The organism is Trinickia dinghuensis (genome assembly GCF_003367175.1).
GTDB classification, from domain to species: Bacteria; Pseudomonadota; Gammaproteobacteria; order Burkholderiales; family Burkholderiaceae; genus Trinickia; species Trinickia dinghuensis.
Genome location: NZ_QRGA01000005.1, coordinates 269,056 through 289,720, shown reverse-complemented (window position 1 = coordinate 289,720; position 20,665 = coordinate 269,056). Strand labels below are relative to the sequence as shown.

The 20,665-nt window shown below is 60.3% G+C and carries 23 protein-coding genes and 1 pseudogene; 13 read left to right on the top strand and 11 right to left on the bottom strand.

Annotated elements, in window-relative coordinates:
- Positions 1–24: 24 nt before the first annotated feature.
- The 4 genes from DWV00_RS09610 to DWV00_RS09590 all read right to left on the bottom strand — a co-directional run bounded on the left by DWV00_RS09610 (position 25) and on the right by DWV00_RS09590 (position 2,596).
- Positions 25–261, bottom strand: coding sequence for a hypothetical protein (locus DWV00_RS09610; RefSeq protein ID WP_115533329.1), 237 nt, complete (start codon positions 259–261; stop codon positions 25–27).
- 72 nt (positions 262–333) lie between these two features.
- Positions 334–984, bottom strand: coding sequence for a BON domain-containing protein (locus DWV00_RS09605; protein ID WP_115533328.1), 651 nt, complete (start codon positions 982–984; stop codon positions 334–336).
- 215 nt (positions 985–1,199) lie between these two features.
- Positions 1,200–1,634: an Hsp20/alpha crystallin family protein gene (locus DWV00_RS09595; protein WP_115533326.1), complete on the bottom strand. Its 435-nt coding sequence runs from the start codon at positions 1,632–1,634 to the stop codon at positions 1,200–1,202.
- Between the two features lie 215 nt (positions 1,635–1,849).
- A complete protein-coding gene (locus DWV00_RS09590) occupies positions 1,850–2,596 on the bottom strand; it encodes a beta-ketoacyl-ACP reductase (RefSeq protein ID WP_115533402.1) in 747 nt (248 codons plus the stop codon).
- A gap of 307 nt (positions 2,597–2,903) precedes the next feature.
- Here DWV00_RS09590 and DWV00_RS09585 point away from each other — a divergent pair, with 307 nt between their 5' ends.
- From DWV00_RS09585 to DWV00_RS09555, 7 genes are all read left to right on the top strand, one after another.
- Positions 2,904–3,743, top strand: a complete 840-nt coding sequence (locus DWV00_RS09585) for a universal stress protein (RefSeq protein WP_115533401.1) — start codon at positions 2,904–2,906, stop codon at positions 3,741–3,743.
- 59 nt (positions 3,744–3,802) lie between these two features.
- Entirely contained in the window at positions 3,803–4,309 is a 507-nt protein-coding gene (locus DWV00_RS09580) for a universal stress protein (RefSeq protein WP_115533325.1), read from the top strand.
- On the top strand, positions 4,306–5,160 hold the full coding sequence (locus DWV00_RS09575; RefSeq protein ID WP_115533324.1) for a universal stress protein: 855 nt from the start codon (positions 4,306–4,308) through the stop codon (positions 5,158–5,160). Before DWV00_RS09580 ends, DWV00_RS09575 begins: the two co-directional genes overlap by 4 nt.
- A gap of 366 nt (positions 5,161–5,526) precedes the next feature.
- Positions 5,527–6,303, top strand: coding sequence for a helix-turn-helix domain-containing protein (locus DWV00_RS09570; protein WP_115533323.1), 777 nt, complete (start codon positions 5,527–5,529; stop codon positions 6,301–6,303).
- A gap of 186 nt (positions 6,304–6,489) precedes the next feature.
- Positions 6,490–7,437 carry a CorA family divalent cation transporter gene (locus tag DWV00_RS09565; protein WP_245964800.1) on the top strand — a complete coding sequence of 316 codons (948 nt, stop codon included), beginning with the start codon at positions 6,490–6,492 and terminating at the stop codon, positions 7,435–7,437.
- 208 nt (positions 7,438–7,645) lie between these two features.
- On the top strand, positions 7,646–8,314 hold the full coding sequence (locus tag DWV00_RS09560) for a nitroreductase family protein (protein WP_115533400.1): 669 nt from the start codon (positions 7,646–7,648) through the stop codon (positions 8,312–8,314).
- Positions 8,315–8,372: 58 nt separating this feature from the next.
- On the top strand, positions 8,373–9,029 hold the full coding sequence (locus DWV00_RS09555; protein ID WP_115533321.1) for a BON domain-containing protein: 657 nt from the start codon (positions 8,373–8,375) through the stop codon (positions 9,027–9,029).
- Positions 9,030–9,062: 33 nt separating this feature from the next.
- On the opposite strand, the gene DWV00_RS09550 is transcribed toward DWV00_RS09555, so the two are convergent.
- Together DWV00_RS09550 and DWV00_RS09545 are read right to left on the bottom strand one after the other, a co-directional pair.
- Entirely contained in the window at positions 9,063–10,052 is a 990-nt protein-coding gene (locus DWV00_RS09550; protein WP_115533320.1) for a zinc-dependent alcohol dehydrogenase family protein, read from the bottom strand.
- Between the two features lie 31 nt (positions 10,053–10,083).
- Positions 10,084–10,365 carry a DUF1488 family protein gene (locus DWV00_RS09545; RefSeq protein ID WP_115533319.1) on the bottom strand — a complete coding sequence of 94 codons (282 nt, stop codon included), beginning with the start codon at positions 10,363–10,365 and terminating at the stop codon, positions 10,084–10,086.
- A 253-nt stretch (positions 10,366–10,618) separates the two neighbouring features.
- On the opposite strand from DWV00_RS09545, the gene DWV00_RS09540 reads away from it, so the two are divergent.
- From DWV00_RS09540 to DWV00_RS09530, 3 genes are read left to right on the top strand one after another with little or no spacing between them, the layout of a single operon-like run.
- Positions 10,619–10,945 carry a c-type cytochrome gene (locus tag DWV00_RS09540; protein WP_115533399.1) on the top strand — a complete coding sequence of 109 codons (327 nt, stop codon included), beginning with the start codon at positions 10,619–10,621 and terminating at the stop codon, positions 10,943–10,945.
- 40 nt (positions 10,946–10,985) lie between these two features.
- Positions 10,986–11,357, top strand: coding sequence for a DUF3564 family protein (locus DWV00_RS09535; protein WP_115533318.1), 372 nt, complete (start codon positions 10,986–10,988; stop codon positions 11,355–11,357).
- 36 nt (positions 11,358–11,393) lie between these two features.
- On the top strand, positions 11,394–11,846 hold the full coding sequence (locus DWV00_RS09530) for a hypothetical protein (RefSeq protein WP_115533317.1): 453 nt from the start codon (positions 11,394–11,396) through the stop codon (positions 11,844–11,846).
- Here the strand turns inward: DWV00_RS09530 and DWV00_RS09525 are convergent.
- Genes DWV00_RS09525 through DWV00_RS09505 form a run of 5 tightly spaced genes read right to left on the bottom strand, consistent with a single transcriptional unit; the run spans position 11,807 to position 16,400 of the window.
- The gene (locus tag DWV00_RS09525; RefSeq protein ID WP_115533316.1) at positions 11,807–13,294 is read right to left on the bottom strand and encodes an efflux transporter outer membrane subunit; all 1,488 of its coding nucleotides are present in this window, start codon (positions 13,292–13,294) and stop codon (positions 11,807–11,809) included. The two genes, DWV00_RS09530 and DWV00_RS09525, sit on opposite strands and share 40 nt — an antisense overlap.
- Positions 13,272–14,357, bottom strand: a complete 1,086-nt coding sequence (locus DWV00_RS09520; RefSeq protein WP_115533315.1) for an HlyD family secretion protein — start codon at positions 14,355–14,357, stop codon at positions 13,272–13,274. Before DWV00_RS09520 ends, DWV00_RS09525 begins: the two co-directional genes overlap by 23 nt.
- Entirely contained in the window at positions 14,354–15,052 is a 699-nt protein-coding gene (locus DWV00_RS09515; protein ID WP_115533314.1) for an ABC transporter ATP-binding protein, read from the bottom strand. The genes DWV00_RS09520 and DWV00_RS09515 overlap by 4 nt, the downstream gene beginning before the upstream one ends.
- A gap of 2 nt (positions 15,053–15,054) precedes the next feature.
- The gene (locus DWV00_RS09510; RefSeq protein ID WP_115533313.1) at positions 15,055–16,191 is read right to left on the bottom strand and encodes an ABC transporter permease; all 1,137 of its coding nucleotides are present in this window, start codon (positions 16,189–16,191) and stop codon (positions 15,055–15,057) included.
- A complete protein-coding gene (locus DWV00_RS09505; RefSeq protein ID WP_181885404.1) occupies positions 16,188–16,400 on the bottom strand; it encodes a DUF2964 family protein in 213 nt (70 codons plus the stop codon). Before DWV00_RS09505 ends, DWV00_RS09510 begins: the two co-directional genes overlap by 4 nt.
- A 294-nt stretch (positions 16,401–16,694) precedes the next feature.
- On the opposite strand from DWV00_RS09505, the gene DWV00_RS09500 reads away from it, so the two are divergent.
- The 3 genes and pseudogenes from DWV00_RS09500 to DWV00_RS09490 all read left to right on the top strand — a co-directional run bounded on the left by DWV00_RS09500 (position 16,695) and on the right by DWV00_RS09490 (position 20,615).
- Positions 16,695–18,467: a PHA/PHB synthase family protein gene (locus DWV00_RS09500; RefSeq protein ID WP_115533312.1), complete on the top strand. Its 1,773-nt coding sequence runs from the start codon at positions 16,695–16,697 to the stop codon at positions 18,465–18,467.
- 37 nt (positions 18,468–18,504) lie between these two features.
- Positions 18,505–19,437 (top strand): annotated as a pseudogene (locus DWV00_RS09495) (bifunctional enoyl-CoA hydratase/phosphate acetyltransferase); the annotation flags it as partial.
- Complete coding sequence (locus DWV00_RS09490; protein ID WP_115533310.1) at positions 19,434–20,615, top strand: acetate/propionate family kinase; 1,182 nt, start codon at positions 19,434–19,436, stop codon at positions 20,613–20,615. The pseudogene DWV00_RS09495 and the gene DWV00_RS09490, both read left to right, overlap by 4 nt.
- Positions 20,616–20,665: the final 50 nt, after the last annotated feature.

Here is a 20,665-nt window from a genome sequence, read left to right as displayed (position 1 = left end):
TTATGTCGACTAGATCGATGGCGACTAGATGCTGAAAATATTCGCCATCTTTTGCCCAATCCACCCCATCCCCTCGCGCAGCCCTTCCAGCACCGCTTCACGCTCCGTTCGAGACACCTTGTGGTGCTTGAAATGGTGCTCGAATTTACCTTTTGGTTTGTTATGAATTACATGGATCGCCGGCACGAACCCGTCCGGCACCCGAACAACTTCGACCGATACGGACCAATCCTCACCGCTGACCTTCCCGGACACCGCCATGGTAAATGCCTCGATTTTGCAAAACCGCCTAGTCAACCGTGATCACGCCGGCTGTGCGAGCCGGCGATGACCCTACTCGATCTCGAGGTCGTCGACCACGGCGTGAACGCCGGGTGCCGACCATGCCGCCCCGCGCGCAAGCGAACGCTCCGCGTAGGACGCCACCTTACCGGTCAACGTCACCGTGCCGTCCCGAACCTTGATCTGAATATGCTTCGCCGCGCGTTCCGCATGGCGTTGCAACGCACGGTTGATATTCCCGGCGACATCACCGGCCGCCCTCGGTCCGGACACCTCGATGAGATTCGTCACACCCGTCACGCTGCGCATCTGACCAATCGTGCGTGCAGCTAGATAACTGCGACGCGGGCTTTCGACCTCGCCGCGCAACGTCACCCAGCCGTTTTCGACTTGCACTTTGACCGAGTTCTCATCGAGACCGACCATCCATCGCAGCAGGGCGCGCACGGCGTTCGCCGTTTCCTCGTCGGTATGCAAGTCGTCGTTCGGAAGGCGAACATGCATATCCACGACGACCGCCTTCACGCCCGATACGCGTTGCGCAGCCTTCTCGGCGGCGACCTTTTCGGCGTAGCTCGACGGGTGGCCGGAGAGCGTCACCACGCGATCGGTGACCTCGACGCCGATTTGCGCCGAATTGATCAAGGTATCGAAATCGAGCTCTTCCGCCACCTCATCCCTCAGTTGCTTGTCAGTCTTCATCTCATACTCCTTTCATGTTCCCACCATCAACACCACTCGGCCGGCGGATGCCTACCTCTCGCTCATGGATATCGATTGCCGACTCGGATAGTTCAATATTGAGGTCGAACGCGTGAGCGTCACTGACGTGCATCAAACACGGCGGAAAGAGCGCGAACAGAAAAATGGCGCGGCCACCGAAGTGCAACCGCGCCACAGACACTGTCGGATAGCGATTAGTTGATCTGCAACCGCTTTTGGGGTGCGTCCTTTTTCTTCTGCAGCGTCAGAGACAGCACGCCATCCTGATACTGCGCGGACGAGGTTCCCTCGTCGATGTCTGCGGCCAGCGAGAACGAGCGGCTGATGACACCGGAATAGCGCTCTCGGCGAATCAAGCGCTCGCCGTTCTTCGTCTCTTTGTCACGCTCGGCCTTAGCGCTGATCGATACCACGTTGCCGTCGATGCTGACGTCGATATCTTTCTTGTCGACACCGGGCAACTCCGCCTTCACCGTATAGGCGGTCTCGCTTTCGGAGACATCGATCTTGATGTCCGAAAGCGGGGTTTCTCCTTCGAGCGCCAGGCTGCGCATCGGCCGGAAGAAACCTTGAAACAAATCCGCCATGGGTTCCAAAGAAAACGGATCGTAACGAGTTACATTGCTCATAGCATTCACCTCTCGGTTCACCGCTCACTTCACCCAAAAACCACGGGCGCTTCCGCACCCATGCCAAGCCCTCGCCCTAGACCGTCCAGAATGCGTTCAGGCGCTGCTACTTCCGTCCGCGATTTCACACTGGCTGCCGCAAAGCGATGCTGAACCCACTGTAGGCCCCACGGCTCCGCGGCGATTGACGTGTATCAACAGGCAGCGCTCGAGCATCATTGCATGTGCATACCGCCATTGACCGCGAGGTCTGCGCCTGTGATGAAGGCTGCATCGTCCGAGCAGAGAAACGCGACGAGCGCCGCGACCTCGTCCGGCCGCCCGAGCCGGCCGACCGGAATCTGCGGCAAAATTCGCGTCTCCATGATGTCTCTTGGCACCGACGCGATCATCGCCGTATCCAGGTACCCAGGCGAAACGGTGTTGACCGTCACGCCCCGCTTCGCGACTTCCAGCGCCAACGCTTTCGTAAAACCATGGACGCCCGACTTCGCCGCGGAGTAATTAGTCTGTCCGAATGCTCCGCGCGATCCGTTCACCGAGCCGATGTTCACCACGCGTCCGAAACCGCTCTCAACCATTCCTCCGATGAACTGCTTCGTCACGTTGAACAGCGCGTCGAGATCCGTGTGCATCACGGCGTTCCAATCGGTCTTGGTCATCTTGGCGAAAGTCGCGTCTCGCGTAATGCCGGCGTTGTTGACGAGTATGTCGACAGCACCATGCTCCGCGATGACACGTCTGGCGCAGTGCGCGCACGAATCGTATTCGTCGACGTTCATCTCGTATGCGTGGAACGAACGTCCCACGTCGTGCTCATGCATCAACCAGGTGGCAACGTGGTCATTTCGCTCGGAATGCGACATCGCGACGACCATTCCCATATCGTGCAGCCGCCGGCTGATCGCCGCGCCTAAACCTCCCATTCCTCCGGTGACGAATGCGACTCGCTTGGTGGACATCATGTTCTCCTGACTAAACAAAGGAAACGGAGTGCTCGCGCACTGCTTCATTCTCATGCGCGATAAACGGATGACTACCGGTCCAATTTAGACCGCATCGTGTGCGGCCCATTGACGTCCATCAACCCATCGCGCGGAGTCGCGCTTTCGCTTATCTCCCGCGTACATACTTCGCTGCCATGAAGCGCACTTGCCTGACGCCGCTTCGCTTGATTTGCGTCAACCGCTCAGCCGGCCGTACTCCTAGACTAGAAATCACGTTCATGCGCGGTCGAGTGCTCGAATTTCTACCCTGGGAGCAATGGCAATGAGTTACAAAAGCATCCTCGTTCACCTAGATACGAGTGAAGGCGTGCATAGCCGGCTCGAACTCGCGCAGACGCTCGCCAAGCAATTCGATGCCTATCTCACGGGTTTTTTCACGGTCTACAGGCCCGAGCCGGGTTCCTTCTATGTGTTGGCAGGCAACCCCGAGTACTACGTGGAGTTCGAGCATCGCCGACTCGAACAACAAGGTGCACTCGAGCGTCTGTTCCGCGCCGAGATTTTGCGCCTGAAGGTCGCGGGCGAATGGCAATGGTCTACGGAATACGCCAATCGGTGCGTTCCGAAGGCCGCTCGCCTGGCCGACCTCGCAATCGTTGGCCAGTACAACCCCGAGGATCCGGAGTCGTTCGTCGCCGAGCAGTTCATCGAGAACCTCGTACTGTCCTCGGGACGCCCTGTGCTTGTCGTGCCCTACGCCGGCAAGTTTCCCACCATCGCCTCGCATGTGCTGATTGCGTGGGACGGCAGCCGCGAAGCTACACGCGCACTGCACGATGCACTGCCGTTCCTCGGCCGCGCAAAGAAAGTCACGGTGCTTACGGTCAATGCCATGAGCGGCGAGCCTCCCTCGAGCCGAATTCCCGGGTCCGATATCGCAGCGATCGTTGCCCGTTACGGCGCGAATGTCACCACGCAGGAGATCGAGGGTGTAAAGGACGTGCCGATCGGAGAAACGATCCTTTCCCGCGCTGCCGACCTCGATGCCGATCTGCTCGTGATGGGCTGCTACGGTCATTCTCGCTGGCGCGAATTAGTCCTTGGTGGCGCAACCCGTTCGATTCTCAAATCGATGACCGTACCGGTGCTTATGTCGCATTGACATGACTCGATTTGTCGGCGCCGCACGCGCTAGACGTCAACTATTCAAAAGGCTCGACTATGTACACACGAATTTTGGTGCCTATGGACGGCAGTTCCACGGCACAACGCGCGTTCGACCACGCACTCGCCATGGCACGCGAATGTCATGCCGAACTGATACCGCTCTATGTCGTCGATGTTCCGATGGTGGCCTATGAGGCGCCTGGCTTCGATCCCACGATCGTTCGAGAGGCGCTGCTTCAGACCGGTGAGCAACTGAAGAAGGAAACCGGCGCCGCGATGAAGCGAGACGACGTCAAAGGTACGCCGCGGGTGGTCGAGGCCGATAAACCTGGCGCCAATATCCCCGAACGTATCTTGGAAGAAGCTCGCGCGACCCACTGCGATCTCGTGGTCATGGGCACACACGGCAGACGTGGAGTCAAGCGGCTGATGCTCGGCAGCGTCGCGGAGCGGTTCACGCGCATGTCCTGTTGCCCTGTCTTGCTCGTACCCGGCAGCATCGAAGGCGCGGCGGAAACGCAAGACGCAGCCGACAACCGAACCAAGCAGGTCCTGCTATGACATACAAAACCATGCTCGTCCATATCGACGACAGCCGGCACAGCGATGCGCGCGTTGCCTTCGCCCTAGACCTTGCATTGAAGCACAACATGCACGTCATCGGCCTGTACGTAGTCTGCCAGGATACTTTTCGGCCGCTGCTGAAGCGTGACGACGGCCTGAGTTTGGCGAAGCTCGAAGCCCAGGCTGCCACGCGAATGAACAGCGCCCGCGAACGATTTACGGCCGCGGCAGAACGCGCCGGATGCCCGTTCGACTGGCACGCCCCGGAGGGCTCCGCTGTCGATGCCACGGTGCTGCATGCGCGACATGCCGATATCATCGTACTGGGTCAGCAAGATCCTGACGATCAAGGGTCCTTCATCGCGCGCGATTTCGTCGAGGACATCGTGATGAACTCGGGCCGGCCTATAGTCGTTCTACCCTACGCGGGCCATATGCCGTCGTTCGGCGGGAATGTCGTAGTGGCTTGGGATGGAAGCCGAGAAGCCGCGCGCGCACTCGCGGATGCACTTCCGATTCTCAAGCGCGCACGCTTCGTTACGGTCGCGATCGTCGAGAAACATCCTGATCGCGAGGAACCCGCCGGCTTCGATGCAGCGGGCTATCTGGAGCGCCACGGCATACGCGCCGGGTTCGCGTCGATACCGCGCATTTCGGGCGTGAGCACAGGCGCCACGCTCCTGAATCATCTCACCGACGTGCATGCCGACCTGCTCGTCATGGGGGCTTACGGACACGCACGCGCTATGGAGCATGTATTGGGAGGTGTCACGCGTGCGCTGCTCGAAACCATGACGGTACCGGTTCTGATGTCTCACTGGTTCCGTTCGCGCTCCAAGCCGAGATAGCACGCCGATATCCGATTGAGCCGTTCGCTGGGCAAGGTGTCCAGACGCCGCACCCCGCTGCAACGCCCGACGCGCCGCGCCCCGATGGCCTCGTGCAGAGGCCGTTGGGGATCGGCGCGCTCGAATTTGTCCTAACTCCTTGATGCGTGTCAGACGATGCCTACATGCTGACCGAAGATCCTACATTCGTCTCAGGATCCGCCGATTTCGCTCGCCCGCGGAATCGGCCATAGTGAAATTAGCGAACGGGGCGACCACAGACCAATTCCTTGATAACACGAGCGAGCTCGATCTCGCCTGGAATACGCTTGCGCACATTTTCTCGCGCATTCAGAATTCGATTCCATGAGTTGTCTGGAGGCCGTCATGTCTTCCGCAGTCGAATACCCCCAAGGATCCGCCGTCGCGGCCCCCATCCCCAGCAAAGTCATTACCATTACCGATGCAAGTGCAAAGAGCGCTTCGGCGCGGTGCTCCAGTTGCACGATGCGCGCGGTCTGCATGCCCGCCGATTTGACCTCATCCGAAATGAGGCAGCTCGATTCGCTGATCTACTCGACACGAACGGTCAAACGCGGCGAAACGCTGTATCGCACCAACGACGATTTCCGGAGCCTGTACGCCGTCCGGACGGGGTCGTTCAAGACCGTCATCACGGATCGCGACGGCGGCGAGCAAGTCATAGGTTTTCATCTGATCGGCGAAACGCTGGGCCTCGACGGTGTCTACGGCGAGCATTACAACTGCGATGCCATTGCGTTGGAAGACAGCACCGTCTGCATCGTTCCATTCCGGTTGCTCGAGGGCATGTGCCGCGAGGTGCCGGCCATGCAACACCACGTGCATCGAATGATGAGCAGTGAAATCGTGCGCGAGTCCGGGATCATGATGCTGCTCGGCGCAAAGACCGCGGAGCAGCGTCTCGCCGCATTCTTGCTCAATCTGTCGAAGCGGATGAAACTGCGCGGCTATTCCGCGTCCGAGTTCTATCTTCGGATGACACGCGAAGAGATGGGCAGCTACCTTGGCATGAAGCTCGAAACCGTGAGCCGCATGTTCTCCAAGCTGCAAAGGGAGGGCGTCGTCGATACGCATGGAAAGCAGGTCCGGATCGTCGATTTCGGGCGGTTGTCACAGGTTTGATCAACGAATACCCCTCCGCGCTCATTGGGCGATGTGCGGACAGAAACGAGCGCTGACCGACGCCACTACGGCGGGATTCCATCGTAAATCGGCGGCTTCGAGGCGAGCGAAATGGTAATCGAATCGTCCTTGAAGCCTACATCGCCAACTGTCGAATTTCCGCTCGATCGAGGTTTCTTGTTTTCGATGGAGGGCATCGGCAGCGAAATCGACGCAACGACGGCGATCGAGTGGTTACAGCGTGACGACGCCCCTCCCGGGGAATTCATCTGGCTTCATTTCCACGATATTCCGACGGTCCTCGAAGGATGGCCGCTCAAGCTGGCCGATGTTCCGGCAGCGTTCGCCGATGCCGTGCGGCGCGGATACCCATCGACGCGCATCATGCGCGCGCATCAGCATCTGATCGCCGTACTGAACGACGTAGACTATGATGCATCGCGCAAGCGCCCTCTCGAGGTGGCGACGCTTTGGGTCAGCGCCGACGACCGGTGTTTGCTGAGCGTCCGTAGCGTACCGCTTCGCTGCGTAGAACAGCTTCGTTCCGACGTGCTGAAAGCACGTCCTTTCCGCAGCCCGATGGCTCTTCTGATCCGGCTAATGCACGAGCAATCCGACGTGTTATTCGGCATTGCGCGCGGTGCCGCAGTCAGTTCAAACGCTGCCGAGGAGGCGCTTCTCGCCGGCAAGCTGCCGAAAAGCGCGAGCCTCGGGCGCTTCCGGCGCGATCTGGTGCGGCTGCGGCGGTTGCTTGCGCCCGAGCCCGCCGCACTTTTCCGGCTTGCCAGCCACCCACCCGCCTGGTTGCGAGACGACGACGCCCAGTCGTTGCGCCAATGCGCCGAGCAGTTCTCCCTCGTGCTGCGCGACACGAGCGGTCTCGAAGAGCGCATCAAGCTGCTCCAGGACGAGATCGCGGGGAAAGTCGGCGAACACACCAACCGCAGCGTGCTCATCCTCACGTCAGTGACCGTGATCGCTTTGCCGATCAACCTGATCGCTGGCCTGCTCGGTATGAACGTCGGCGGGATTCCGCTCAAGAGCAGCAGCGCAGGCTTCTGGATCTTCCTGACCATCGCCTTGCTGCTGACGTGCATCGCGGCCTGGCTCATTTACCGGCTCGAGCGCAATTGATGTGGGACCGAATTCAATTGCGCTGACTTGCCGATCGCAGGAACGAGTCGATGTCATCCCCTCGAGCGCAGCCGCCTCGCGTCCGCCGCCGATCGGCATACGTTTGACGGAAATCAACCGCGTGGACGCGAATGACACATACCGTGAATCCGTGAGCGTGCACTCGTCCCGATATCCGCACGTCATCGCAAATTCGACGGAGCAAAAGATGAACATGCCTGACCTTCTCAAGTACGAACCGGCACCTGCTGCGTTGGCCGCATCGGCACAAGGCGAAGCGCCGTCTCATATTGATCTCCCGCGACCTGACCTACGCTCAGGCATGCCCTTGATGTCCGCATTATCGTTCCGCTGTAGCACACGGGAGTTCTCCGGCGAATCGTTGTCACCTCAGGTGCTTGGCGAGCTGTTATGGGCAGCCGACGGCATCAACCGCGACGTGACCGGCGGGCACACGGCGCCTTCGGCCCGTGCGTTCAACGAAATTGATATCTACGTTGCTTTGCCCTGTGGTGTATACCGTTACGATGCGCCGGAACACCGCCTCGTGCTCAAGCTCGCCATCGACGCCCGCAACATGACCGGGTATCAAGATTTCGTCGGCGCCGCACCGCTCGACCTAGTCTACGTGGTGCGCACATCTAAATTGCTCGACATGCCGCCGAAGCAGCGCGATGTTTTTTCCGCTGTGGCTGCGGGTGCGATCGCGCAAAACGTGTCGCTCTATTGCGCTTCCGCTGGGCTTGGCACCGTGGTGCGGGGCTGGATCAATCATCGCCTGCTCGCCGACGCGTTGAGTCTGAACGAGGATGAACTGCCGATCCTCGCACAGACCGTCGGTTACCTCCCGTCGTCCCAAGGCGCTATGAATGGGTAACGTAACCACGTTTGAGCCGACCGGAGAAACGGCTTTGCTATCCGGCCCGGAGGGCGCAATGAAGACCGACTCGCGACTGAAGAAGGACATCGAGCAGGAGTTGGAATGGGATCCGTCGATCGACGCGGCCGGGATCGGTGTCGAAGTGCGAAACGGCATCGTGACGCTCGCCGGCCACCTGCGAAGCTATGTTGAAAAGCTCTCCGCGCGGAAGGCTGCGCAACTGGTTGAGGGGGTAAAAGGCGTTGTCGTCGAACTGGACGTCCGGATACCGAGTTCCAGCCGGCGGACCGACGAAGACATCGCAACCTCGGCGCGCTCGGTCCTGGCATGGAACGCCGGCCTCGACGAGCATGCCGTCAAGGTCACGGTCGAAAAAGGCTGCGTCACGCTGACCGGCGAAGTCGATTGGGAATATCAGGCAAGATCGGCTGAGAAAGCCGTGACACCGCTTCGCGGGGTCGTGGTCGTCGTCAACCAAATTCAGATCAAACACCAGCCCGTACCGACCGATATTCCCGCTCGAATCGAGGCCGCGCTCAAACGCCACGCCGAAGACGAATCGAGGCGTGTGAGAGTGGACGTCGACGACGGCACGGTTACGCTGCACGGCACGGTCAGCTCTCTTGCGGAGAAGTCGCTTGCGCTCCACGCAGTATGGTCCGCTCCGGGGGTGCGGCACGTCCTGGACGAACTCACCGTGGCACGCAGGTAGCAAAGTCGAGGCCGCGGCACCCCGGCCGTCGTCTCACGATCCGATCTGCAGAACGGCAGCTCCCGCGACCCGCCCTTCACGGAGGTCCGACAAGGCGCGGTTGGCTTCGTGCAGCGGATAAGGCATGGCGGCAATCTCGAGCGGGATTTCTCCGGCAAGTCGCATGAACTCGCGACCATCCTCGCGCGTGAGGTTCGCAACCGAAACGACGCGCCGTTCGCCCCAAAGAAATTCATACGGGAATGACGGCACATCGCTCATATGAATGCCGCCGCACACCACGGTTCCGCCCTTCGCCACTGCCTTTAGCGCAACGGGAACCAGCGCGCCGACCGGTGCGAAAATGAGTGCTGCGTCGAGTTCGTCGGGCGCCGGCTCGTCACTGCCGCTGGCCCACCTAGCACCGAGCCGCAGCGCGAGTTTTTGGGCCGCGGTGTCTCCGCCGCGGGTGAATGCATAGACCGTTCGCCCTTGACGCAGGGCGATCTGCGCAACGATATGAGCGGCGGCACCGAACCCATAGATGCCGATTCGGCGCGCGTCGCCCGCCATTCGTAGGGTGCGGTATCCTATCAGCCCCGCACATAACAGCGGTGCCGCTTCGATGTCGGAATAACACTCCGGCAAATGGAAGCAATAGCGGCTATCGGCGAGCGCGCGGTCGGCGTAGCCGCCATCGATCGTATAACCGGTGAAGCCGGGGGCGTCGCACAAATTCTCTCGCCCGCTCGTGCAATATCGGCAGTGTCCACAGGTATGTCCCATCCAAGGCACGCCGACTCGATCGCCTATGCCGAACCCCCGAACTCCTGTGCCAATCCCCGCGACCACACCGACGATCTCATGGCCCGGAATGACCGGCACCTTCGGATGAGGCAGCTCGCCGTCGATCACGTGCAAATCCGTACGGCAGATGCCACACGCGCGTACGTCGATCAACAGTTGTTTCTCGCCGGGGACAAGATCGGGCCACTCCCGCTCATGGAGGATCGGTGCCGTTCCATCGAATACCATAGCGAGCATTGTCCTTCTCCCCGAACGGACTCGCGCAAAGTCATTCTCGTTCGCAGTAGCGGAAATAACCGCTGTGCAGAATGATCGGTTTCTTGCCGATCTCCCGCAATAGCCTGCGAGCCGCGTGTTCGATTTTATGCCGATTACCATTGAAGGCACGCAGCGTGTCTTCTTCTCGCGGCGATGCGGCTCCGAAATGATCTTCGAGCGCCTCGGCAGTAATGGAGCAATTTACGCGCTCGCCATCGACGAACGCCGGAAACGTCAGAGTGAGATTGGGGCCGCAGTAGCGCGGCGGGTCGTCGGGAAAGTGGATATACATGGCCGTCACCTTGCATCGAAATGCTTAAATTTCAGCATAGTCCTGCCCGCTGCCCGAGCGAATCGCAGCGACCACTTCGATTGATACAGGTCAATCGCGATTCTTCATGAGAAAGGAGCGCCGCAATCCCCCTGCGACAAAGCGCGAAGCGACAGCCATGCTTGACGTGAGTCAACCAGGGATACGGGCCGCGTCCCTACACTGAACGTCATGGGCAAAGTCTTTCGGAGATGTACCGATGAACGTGCGGCACATGGGACTTCCAATCAGCATCGTCTGGGCGCTGGCCGTGGTACCGGCCTCGTCCGCCTTCGCTGATTCGGAACCGACGGAACTGATCAATCAGCAGCACTGCATGTTCTGTCACACCGTCGATCAGCCGTTCCTCGCGCCGTCGTTCCGTCAGATCGCCGACCGCTACCGCGACAAGCCGCATGCGGCCGAGCTGCTCGAACGGAAGCTGCGTCTTGGCGGCAAGGCGCATTGGGGCGATATGGCGATGCCTCCCGCGTCGGAGCGCGGCGGACCGTTGTCGCCGCAAGATGCGCGCACATTAGTCGATTGGGTTTTGAGCCGATGAGGTTGATGAGGCCAACTGTATCGGCCGACAGGAGGATGCCATGCGAATTACCCTACACCTCGATACGTTCGATAAGAATCCTTTTGCCTATGCGATTCTTTGGCTCGACGATCAATCGCTGAAATGGTCGCGCGAGGGGCACGCGGGGCTCGCGCTGCCCGAATGGGGAATCCTTCAAACCGATCCCACCGGCACCGTGATTTGCGGGTTGTCCCGCATGCAGCCGCTATTCTTGCTCGAAGGACTGGAGCTCGGAAGGCACGGCGGCCCATTCGAGGGCGAGGTGGGGCTTGTTCACGGATTCGGTCCGGAATCGAAAAATCCGGAGTCGGGCCATTGGCACGTGCAGTGTGTTGACACCGAAAACATCGCGCCCGAGTTCAGCCTCTTCGCCGACAACCAAGCCGCATGAAGCGGCGCATGCCGGATTGAAATCGAGGTTACCGCAATGGGACTGATCGCAAATCTGGACGGCATACGCAACCGTTACAAGCTCTGCTTCGTGCGCAAGCCATGGGCGTTCTTCACCAGCATTCCTCTCGAAAGGCAGTGGGGAGATCGATGGGAGGCCGCCCCCTACGAGACGTATGCGGGTGACCCGTATCGCGATTTCTCCGACCAAATCCTGACGCTTGCCTATGACGGGCCGCTGTTCACGCCCGACAAAGGCATCGACCGCATCGCCTGCAGCGCGCTCGACATCAATACGGGCAATGCTCCTTGGCTGCGCACCGAAAGTTACACAGGCGGCCCCCCGCTGGCAATCATGGCAGGTGCGACGCTCGAAACGTTCGTTCAGACGGTGGGGCTTGCGGGTGGATGTGTCTTTGCACCGCTTGGATGGGCCGATCTCGCCAACGGTCAATGTGCCGTCCCCCAACCACCGCCGAGGGCCGCGTAAAGCGCCACGGTATCTTGCAAGCGCTGGGCAAGGTCCTGCAGATAGGCGATCTCCGCCTGGTGATATTGCTGATCCGCAACGAGAATCTGTACGTAGTCGACCGTACCGGCCTCATAGTTCACCCGCATCAGCCGTAGCGCTTCGCGCGCCGAGGCGAGCGCGCGTGCCTGCGCATCGAGCGCTGCCGCATCGTGCTCGAGCGCGCGCAACGTATCCGCGACTTGCGCGAATGCCGTTAGAACGATCTGCCGATAAGCCGAGCGCGACCCATCGAGCGCCGCGAGCGCGGCCTTGCGCTGGTACCAAAGCGAACCTCCATGAAAGATGGGCGCGCTGATGCTGCCCCCTAAGCTCCACGTCTGTCCAACCGCGCGCAGCAGTGCCCCCATCGACGAATTGCCGTATCCGCCCGTCGCAGACAGCGTCAGGCTAGGAAATAGATTGGCCGTCGCAACGCCCACGTTTGCGCTCGCGACATGTAACGCCGCCTCGGCTTGAAGGATATCGGGCCGGCGATGTACGAGTTCGGACGGTATGGCAGCGGGCAGATCGGCCGGTAGCGCGATATCCGATAGGCTCACCGCGTCGGCATGCCAATCGGCGGGAAACTCGCCCGCAAGCGTCGCGAGCAAGTCCTGTGTCTGGACGCGCTTTTGTTCGAGCGCGGGCAGCGAGGCTTCGAGCGTCGCCAACTCGCTCTCGAGTGTCAGCACGGCCGAATAGGCCGTCGTTCCTGCCTCCGCCTGTGTCCGTGTAATCCGAACTTGCTCGCGTACGAGGTCGATCGTCTCGCGCGTCGCGGCGATTTCGTCGGTATAGGCGGCTCGCGCGATCATGGCGTTGACGACGTTGGTTGTCAGCGTCAAATACGTCGCGAGTAGTGCGTAACGGGCCACATCCGTTTGCGCGCGCAGACCTTCAACGAGTCGCCGCTCGCCGCCCCAGAGGTCTAGCGTGTAACTGATCGTCCCACTAAGCGTAAACAAATTGAAGATCGTCGGCGGCAAGTCCTGACCGACATGCAACGGCGAGTATTTCTCGCGCGAGGCGCCAAATCCGGCATCCACCTGAGGAAAGAATACGCCGGCGCCGGCCCTCATCGAGGCCTCGCTCTGCCGCAGCGACGCCTGGGCCCCGTCGAGCGTCGCATTCCCCATCAACGTGTCGGAAACCGCCGTATCGATGACGCGAGAGCCGAATAGCGTCCACCAATCGGTAGGAAGCTGTGCTTCGGCGTCGAATCGTTGAGATCCGCGCTCGGCTGCGATCACGTCTTGCTCGGGCTGTCCGTGGACGAATTGTGCGACATGCGGTGCCGGCGGCTTGACGAAATCCGGCCCCACCGCACAACTCGTGAGCGAGCAGCCGACGGCGAGCGCCGCGGCCATCGCAAAGACCGTACGAGCTATGCGGTACCGCTTTCGGTCACTCGGCTGAGATGTAGACATCGACCAACTGCCCCGGATAAAGATGAGCGCCCTGCATCTGCGAGATCCGAAAAATCATCGGCAGCACGCGCACGTCGACGCGCTCGGTGCGCTGATCGGAAAGCTCGATCTTCGGCGACACATAAGGTTGTATACGGCTGAATTCGAGCGGCAACTCGATGTTCGTACCCCGCACGAACATGCGAGCCTTGAGTGCCTTGGCGTCCGGTAAACGGTGAATGAGAATTTCGTCGACGTAGCAGCGTACGGCTAGCCGGGCATTAGCCGATCCCATCACGAGCATCGGTGCTTGACCTTGCGCATAGGTGTCATAGACGCCTTGCGGCGAAACATACGAGCCGAGCGCAGCATTGATCGATAGCACCACACCGTCCGCAGGCGCGCGAATCGTGTATTTCGACAGCAATGCATTCGACGCCGCCGCTGCTTTTTCGAGCGCTTCAGCTTGCCGCTCTTGGTTGCGAATATCGTAGCTCCAGGCACCCGCTCGAGTCAGTTGATATTGACGTGTTACCACTTCGAGATTCGCCCGTGCCACCTTCAGGCTGTTGGTCAAGTTATCGAGCACATCCTTGCTGACGGCCTTCGGGTCGATCATATAGGCGTGTTCCTGCTTGTCGTATTGGTCCTGCGCCATCTTCAGGCTCGCGGTAGCTGCGCCCACTTGCGCCTGCGCGACGTCGAGCGTCTCGCGCCGAGGTTGCGCCTTCAATTCGTCGAGCATCGTCGCCGCGGCCTGAGCCTGCGCTTCGAGTTGCAAGGCGGTGGCTCGCTGGACCGAGTCGTCGATCGTGAGCAGCACCGTGCCAGCCTTCACCGCGTCGCCTTCGTGAACGAGAATTCGTGTGACGGGGCCCGTCACATCGGGATAGAGATTGATGTTTTCGCCGGTTGCCTGGTCGCTTTCCACGATCCCTTCAGCATATACGCCGTGAGCATATGGATTCGACGCGGGAGCGAACACAGGCGGGCGTGGCGGCTGCTGAACACCGTAGACATACGCGGCGACGATTCCCGCAAGAAACCCGGCAAACGCGAGCAGAAAGAGCAGCCGTTGCTTCATGACGCGCCTCCCGTGTCGATGGACTTCAACTGGCCGTCTTCCATGTGCACGACGCGGTCGGCATAGTCGAAGATGCGTGCGTCGTGCGTGACGATTACGATGCAGCGTTTGTCGTTCAGAACCTGATGCGCGACGAAGTCGATGATGGCGCGTCCCGTATCGCCATCAAGCGACGCCGTTGGCTCGTCGAAGATCAGAATGTCCGGCTGGCTCACCATTGCGCGCGCAATGGCGACCCTCTGCTGCTCGCCGCCCGAGAGCTTGACGGGAGGGAGCTCCGCCCGCTTCTTCAGCCCGACGATGTCGAGGTATTTGAGTGCTTCGCTCATCGCGTCGTCCCAGTCGCGACGCTTGAGAATCAGCGGAATTGCGACGTTTTCGGCGGTTGTCAAACGCGGAAACAGGTGATAGTCCTGAAACACGAAACCAATGCGATTTAATCTGAACTCGGCGATCGTGTCGCCCGACTGCTTCCATAGATCGGTGCCCGCCACCGTCACGTCCCCGCTGTCGGGCCGAAGCACGCCCGATATGACACTAAGCAGTGTCGTCTTGCCGCTGCCGGATGGTCCGACGATCATCAACATCTCGCCGAATTTCGCTTGAAACGACACATCCTTGAGCGCGACGGTACGTGCCTCCCCCTCGCCGAACCATTTATTGAGGGCCTTCGCATCGATAGCGACATCGGTCATCGCTAGCCCCTGAAGATGTCGAAGGGTTCGATGCGCAGCACACGCCGCACGCCCAAGTAGCTCGAGACGCCTGCTATGGCGACGACCATCGCAAAGGCGGTCGCGAGATTGCGATAGGTGATGAGCGCCGCATAATCGGGAATGCGTAACCGTGCAAGACTGATCGAACCTACGCATAGTCCAATGCCGATTCCATATCCGGTCAACGCGGTGAATGTCGCCTGGAACAAAATCATGGCAACGAGTTCGTGACTTTTCGCTCCGATCGCCTTGAGCGCGCCAAATTTGTCCAAGTTCTCGAGAATGAATGTATAAAACGTCTGCCCGGAAATCGACAGGCCGACGACGAAGCTGATGACCGTCATCAGGAGGATGTTCGTACCAAGTCCCGTTTGATACTTGTAGAAGTCGGAAATGCGCTGCATGAATTCCGTCCGCGTATAAGCGACGTAGCCGAGCGCTTGGACTTGCTCTTTGATATGAGGAATATCGGCTGCCGACTTAGGCTCGACGAGGATGTAAGACGTGGTGAATCGCGTCGACGGGATGTATTGAATGGCTCGGTTATAGGTGGTGTAGAGCGTGGGGGTGCCGAACAAGCCGCTGCTGGGCACACTGGCGATGCCGACGACGACGCCGCGGTGATCGTTCAACTCGAAGTCTGTGCCGAGTTTCGGGTTCTCTAGCTTGCGGAACTCGGAATCGCGTATCGCGATAAACCCGTTCTCCGCAAAGATGTCCTCGATGCGCCCTTCGAGCATCGTCGGCCAGCCGTACAACGTGGCGTCGTCCAGGCCGATCACGGTCACGGCCTGGTAGGTGCCGTCTCCCAGCTTGAGCAACGCCGCGCCCGAATATAACGGCACGGCGTACTTCACGCCGTCGATGCTGCGCACCGCGTCGATGACGTAGTCGGGCATCCCGATGCTATTCGCCACCGTCTGCACGGCCGGGTCCATGACCCAAACCTTTGCACCGATGTTCGTCACCGTGGCCGATGCTTTGTCGAGAATGCCCGCAAAAAGCGAGGTCATCTCGATCATCAAAAACACCGCGAATGTTATGCCCACCAAAAGCGCGGTGAACTTCGCGTTGTCGTTGACGAGCAGCTTGAACGCAAGACGGAGAATGCCCTTCATGTCCGCCCGTCCGTGTTCGAGTCGTCGTCGATACTGGTTCTCGGATTGAGCAGCAGCACAAAGGTTGCCACGCCTATGACGACAGCCGCCGCGCCGTAACGGACGACACGGTCTTGATCGAAAAATAGGCCGTGAATCGCCGCCAAGATGCCGACTATCGCGACGAAAACCGCCAGCGTCGCCAACACGATTCGATACTTCGCTCGCATGATCGAACTCCCTCGCTCGCAGAGCCTGCATCTGCATCGGGCGTGACGGCACTTGCCTTTCGCGCCGCGACCGCGAGGCGCCAACGCCTGAACCTGAGCTTCAATCTTCCCCGGTTGCGCCGGTTTTCCGTTGATATGCGTCAATCGGGTACGAGGTGGACGATACTCATCGACCTTTGCGTCACGGCCAAACCAATCGAACCGGCCTCGCGCACCCGCCGAGATTGATGTAAGTCATGGCCGGAACCCGGTGCGCGCGTACAGTGCACGTCAGGCCGACTCGAAGGAAGCCCAATGGATACTCCCCGAAAGCTGGAGCAGTTCGCGATCGACGGTGTAACGGGAACGCCCGGCCACTTAGCCGAGAACCCGTTTCGCGCGCTCGATCATGCGAAGGAAGCGTGGATCGCACGAGCCACCGGCGGGCTATCGCCGGCGGCACTTGCGCTCGCTTTCGCGGATTGGTTCATTCATTTGCTTGCCGCGCCCGGAAAGCAATGGCAGTTGGCCGCGCTCACCGTGGATCAAGCCCGCCAACTTTTTGAGTACGGATGCGGTGCCGTGCGGCGCGAGCCGGCACCACCAAGCGACGATCGGTTTCGGGCCTCAGCCTGGCAAACTCCCCCCTTCTGCTTTTGGAAGCAGGCGTTCCTCCTCACCGAGCAATGGTGGTCCGCGGCGACGCACGAAACGCCGGGAACGACGCACCACCATGAAGCCGTCGTTTCGTTTGCCGCCCGTCAATGGCTCGATGTCTTTTCGCCCGGCAACTTTCCGCCAACGAATCCCGAGGTCATTCAACGGACGGCGGCTACATTCGGCGCCAACCTCGTACTGGGGACTTGGAACGCACTGGACGATGCGTGGCGTGTTGCCAACGGGCAGCCGCCCGCGGGCACGCAGCGGTTCAAGCCCGGGGTGGACGTTGCCGTGACGCCCGGCAATGTCGTATTCCGCAATCATTTGATCGAACTGATTCAGTATCGTCCGTCGACCGCCCGAGTCGCCGCCGAGCCGATCCTGATCGTGCCTGCATGGATCATGAAGTACTACATCCTCGATCTGTCGCCGCACAACTCGCTGGTGCGCTACCTCGTGGGCCAGGGGTACACCGTCTTTTGCATTTCCTGGCGCAACGTCGGCCAAGAGGATCGCGACCTCGGCTTAGACGATTATCTCAGCCTCGGCGTCATGGCCGCGCTCGACGCAATCTCGCGCATCGTGCCGAGCCGCAAGATTCACGCTGCCGGCTATTGCTTGGGCGGCACGCTTCTCGCGATTGCGGCCGCTGAAATGGCGGGCCGCCAGGAGGAGAGGCTTGCATCGATCACACTCTTTGCCGCGCAAACGGACTTCAGCGAGCCCGGCGAACTACAGCTTTTCATCGACGAAAGCCAGGTCTACTTTCTCGAGAGCTTGATGTGGGAACGCGGCTATCTCGGCGGCGACGAAATGGCGGGCTCATTTCAATTGCTGCAATCGAACGACCTGATCTGGTCGCGAGCCGTGCACGACTATCTGCTCGGCGAACGCGCCCCGATGAGCGATCTCATTGCTTGGAACGCGGACCGCACTCGCATGCCTTATCGAATGCACTCGGAGTATCTGCGCAAGCTCTTTCTCCACAATGATCTTGCGTCCACGCGTTACGAGGCCAACGGCCGGCCTGTTTCGCTGCGCAACATCCGCGCGCCGATGTTCGTCGTCGGCACCGAGCGCGACCATATCGCGCCCTGGCGATCCGTCTATAAGATCCACTATCTCTCCGACACCGACGTCACTTTCGTTCTGACCAGCGGGGGCCATAACGCCGGCATCGTCAGCGAGCCGGGGCATCCGCATCGCCACTATCGGGTCAAGTCCACCGCAATCGGCGATATCAGCGTCGGCCCCGACGAATGGCTTGCTTGCGCCGAGGTGCGAGAAGGATCCTGGTGGACTGCGTGGAGCGAATGGCTCACCGCGCATTGTTCGGCGGAACACGTCGCGCCGCCGCATATCGGCTTGCCGGACGCCGGGGGGCATGTCATCGCGGATGCCCCTGGGACTTACGTTTTTCAAAAATGAAAGGGAAACCGTGGACGAGCACCTTTTGCGCAATCGGCTCCATGAGCATGGCCGTTACGAAGCATTCATTCGGGAAGCGCGACACCGCCCTCCATTGCGCGCTGCGATCGTACACCCCTGCTCGCCTGAGGCCATTAGAGCGGCCGTCGAAGCGCGTGACGAAAACCTCCTCGATCCCTTGTTGATCGGTCCCGAAGCGAAAATTCACGCGGCGGCCGATTCGGCCCAGCTCAGCTTGTCCGGCATCCCGATCGAGGCCGTCGAGCACAGCCACGCTGCCGCAGCGCGTGCGGTCGAACTCGGGGCATCGGGGAAGGTCGCTGCGCTGATGAAGGGAAGTCTGCATTCGGACGAATTGATTGCGGCCGTGGTTGCCGCGAGCTCGGGCCTCAGAACCGAGCGGCGCATCAGCCATGTCTATGCAATGGATATCCCCGCCTATAGCAAGCCGCTTGTCATTACCGACGCCGCGATCAATATCACTCCCACACTCGAGCAAAAGCGCGACATCTGCCAAAATGCGATCGACTTCCTACGACTGATGGGCGTCGATGAGCCGCGCCTCGCAGTCATGGCTGCCGTCGAGACCGTCAACCCCAAGATGCCATCGACACTGGATGCCGCGGCGCTCACGGTGATGGCCGCACGCGGGCAAATCACCGGTGGCCTCGTCGACGGTCCGCTTGCCTTCGACAATGCGGTCAACCTCGCCGCTGCAAAGACGAAAGGTATTGTTTCGGTGGTCGCGGGCCGCGCCGACATCCTGCTTGTACCCGACCTAGAAGCAGGCAACATGCTCGTCAAGCAACTCATGCTGTTCGCCGGGGCCGATGGAGCTGGGCTTGTGCTCGGCGCGCGCCTGCCGATCATCCTCACGAGCCGCGCCGATTCTCTACGGGTGCGCTTGGCTTCCGCCGCGCTCGCCAAGCTCGTTGCCGAACGCACTCGCGGTGCGGCCGCCGCATCATGAACGATCCGCTTCTACTTACCTTCAACCCCGGGTCCTCAACAATCAAATTCGGACTCTTCCGTTTGACGGATCGCTCGCCGATACGTATCGGCGGCGGCAACATCGATTTCAGGCGTGTTCCGCTAGAACTGGATATCTCGAATGGTGGCGAAGCCATCCGGGTGCCGCTGAGCGCACCGCTCACCGACGATCTGCATGCGGTCATCGACCAAACGCTCGATTGGTTCAAAGCCCATTTTTCATTGGATGATTTCACGTCGGTCGGACATCGGGTTGTGCATGGTGGAGACCGATTCACGACTCCGGTCGTGATCGACGATAGGACTCTGGCAGGCATCGAGGAGCTTGTTCCGCTGGCACCGCTGCACCAGCCGCAGAGCGTGCGGCTTATACGCGCAATCCGTACACTACGACCGCACCTGCGACAGTCGGCATCATTCGACACCGCGTTTCATCAGGCCCAGCCTAGCCTCGTCCGTCGCTTCGCGATACCACGCCGCTTCTTCGACGCGGGCATCAAACGATATGGCTTCCATGGACTGTCATACCAGTTCATCTCGACGCAGCTTGAAAATCTCTTCCCGGCGCTTGCTCGGCGCAAGATCGTCATTGCGCACCTCGGAAGCGGGGCGAGCCTATGTGCGCTGGATGAGGGCGTGAGCCGAGACACGAGCATGGGCTTCTCGACGCTAGACGGTATCCCGATGGCAACGCGCTGCGGTGCGCTCGACGCTGGAGTCGTGCTGCATCTCCTCGAACAACGAAAGTGCAGCCTGACCGAAGTCGAAACCCTGCTTTATCATCAGTCCGGCCTGCTCGGCGTCTCGGGCATTAGTGCGGACACTCGCGAATTGCTGGCAAGTGAGCGGCCAGAGGCCCGCGAGGCGCTCGACCTATTTTCCTTTCGCATTGCCGGCGAGGTTGCGCGACTTGCGACGACGCTTGGCGGGCTCGATGCACTCGTATTTACAGCCGGCATCGGCGAACACCAACCGGCGATCCGAGCGGCGGTCTGCGAACGCTTATCGTGGCTTGGAATCCAGATCGATACCCAATCGAACAAGTCCAACGGGCGCGTCATTCATTGCGCTGGGAGCAGCGCAGCGGTGCTTGTGATCGCTACGGACGAAGAGCACGTGATCGCTCAGGAGGCTGCATCGATCCTTCATGGCGATTAACCAGCGATGGTCGCCCCCCTCGAAAAATCTAGACTGAATGGCCACCGTGA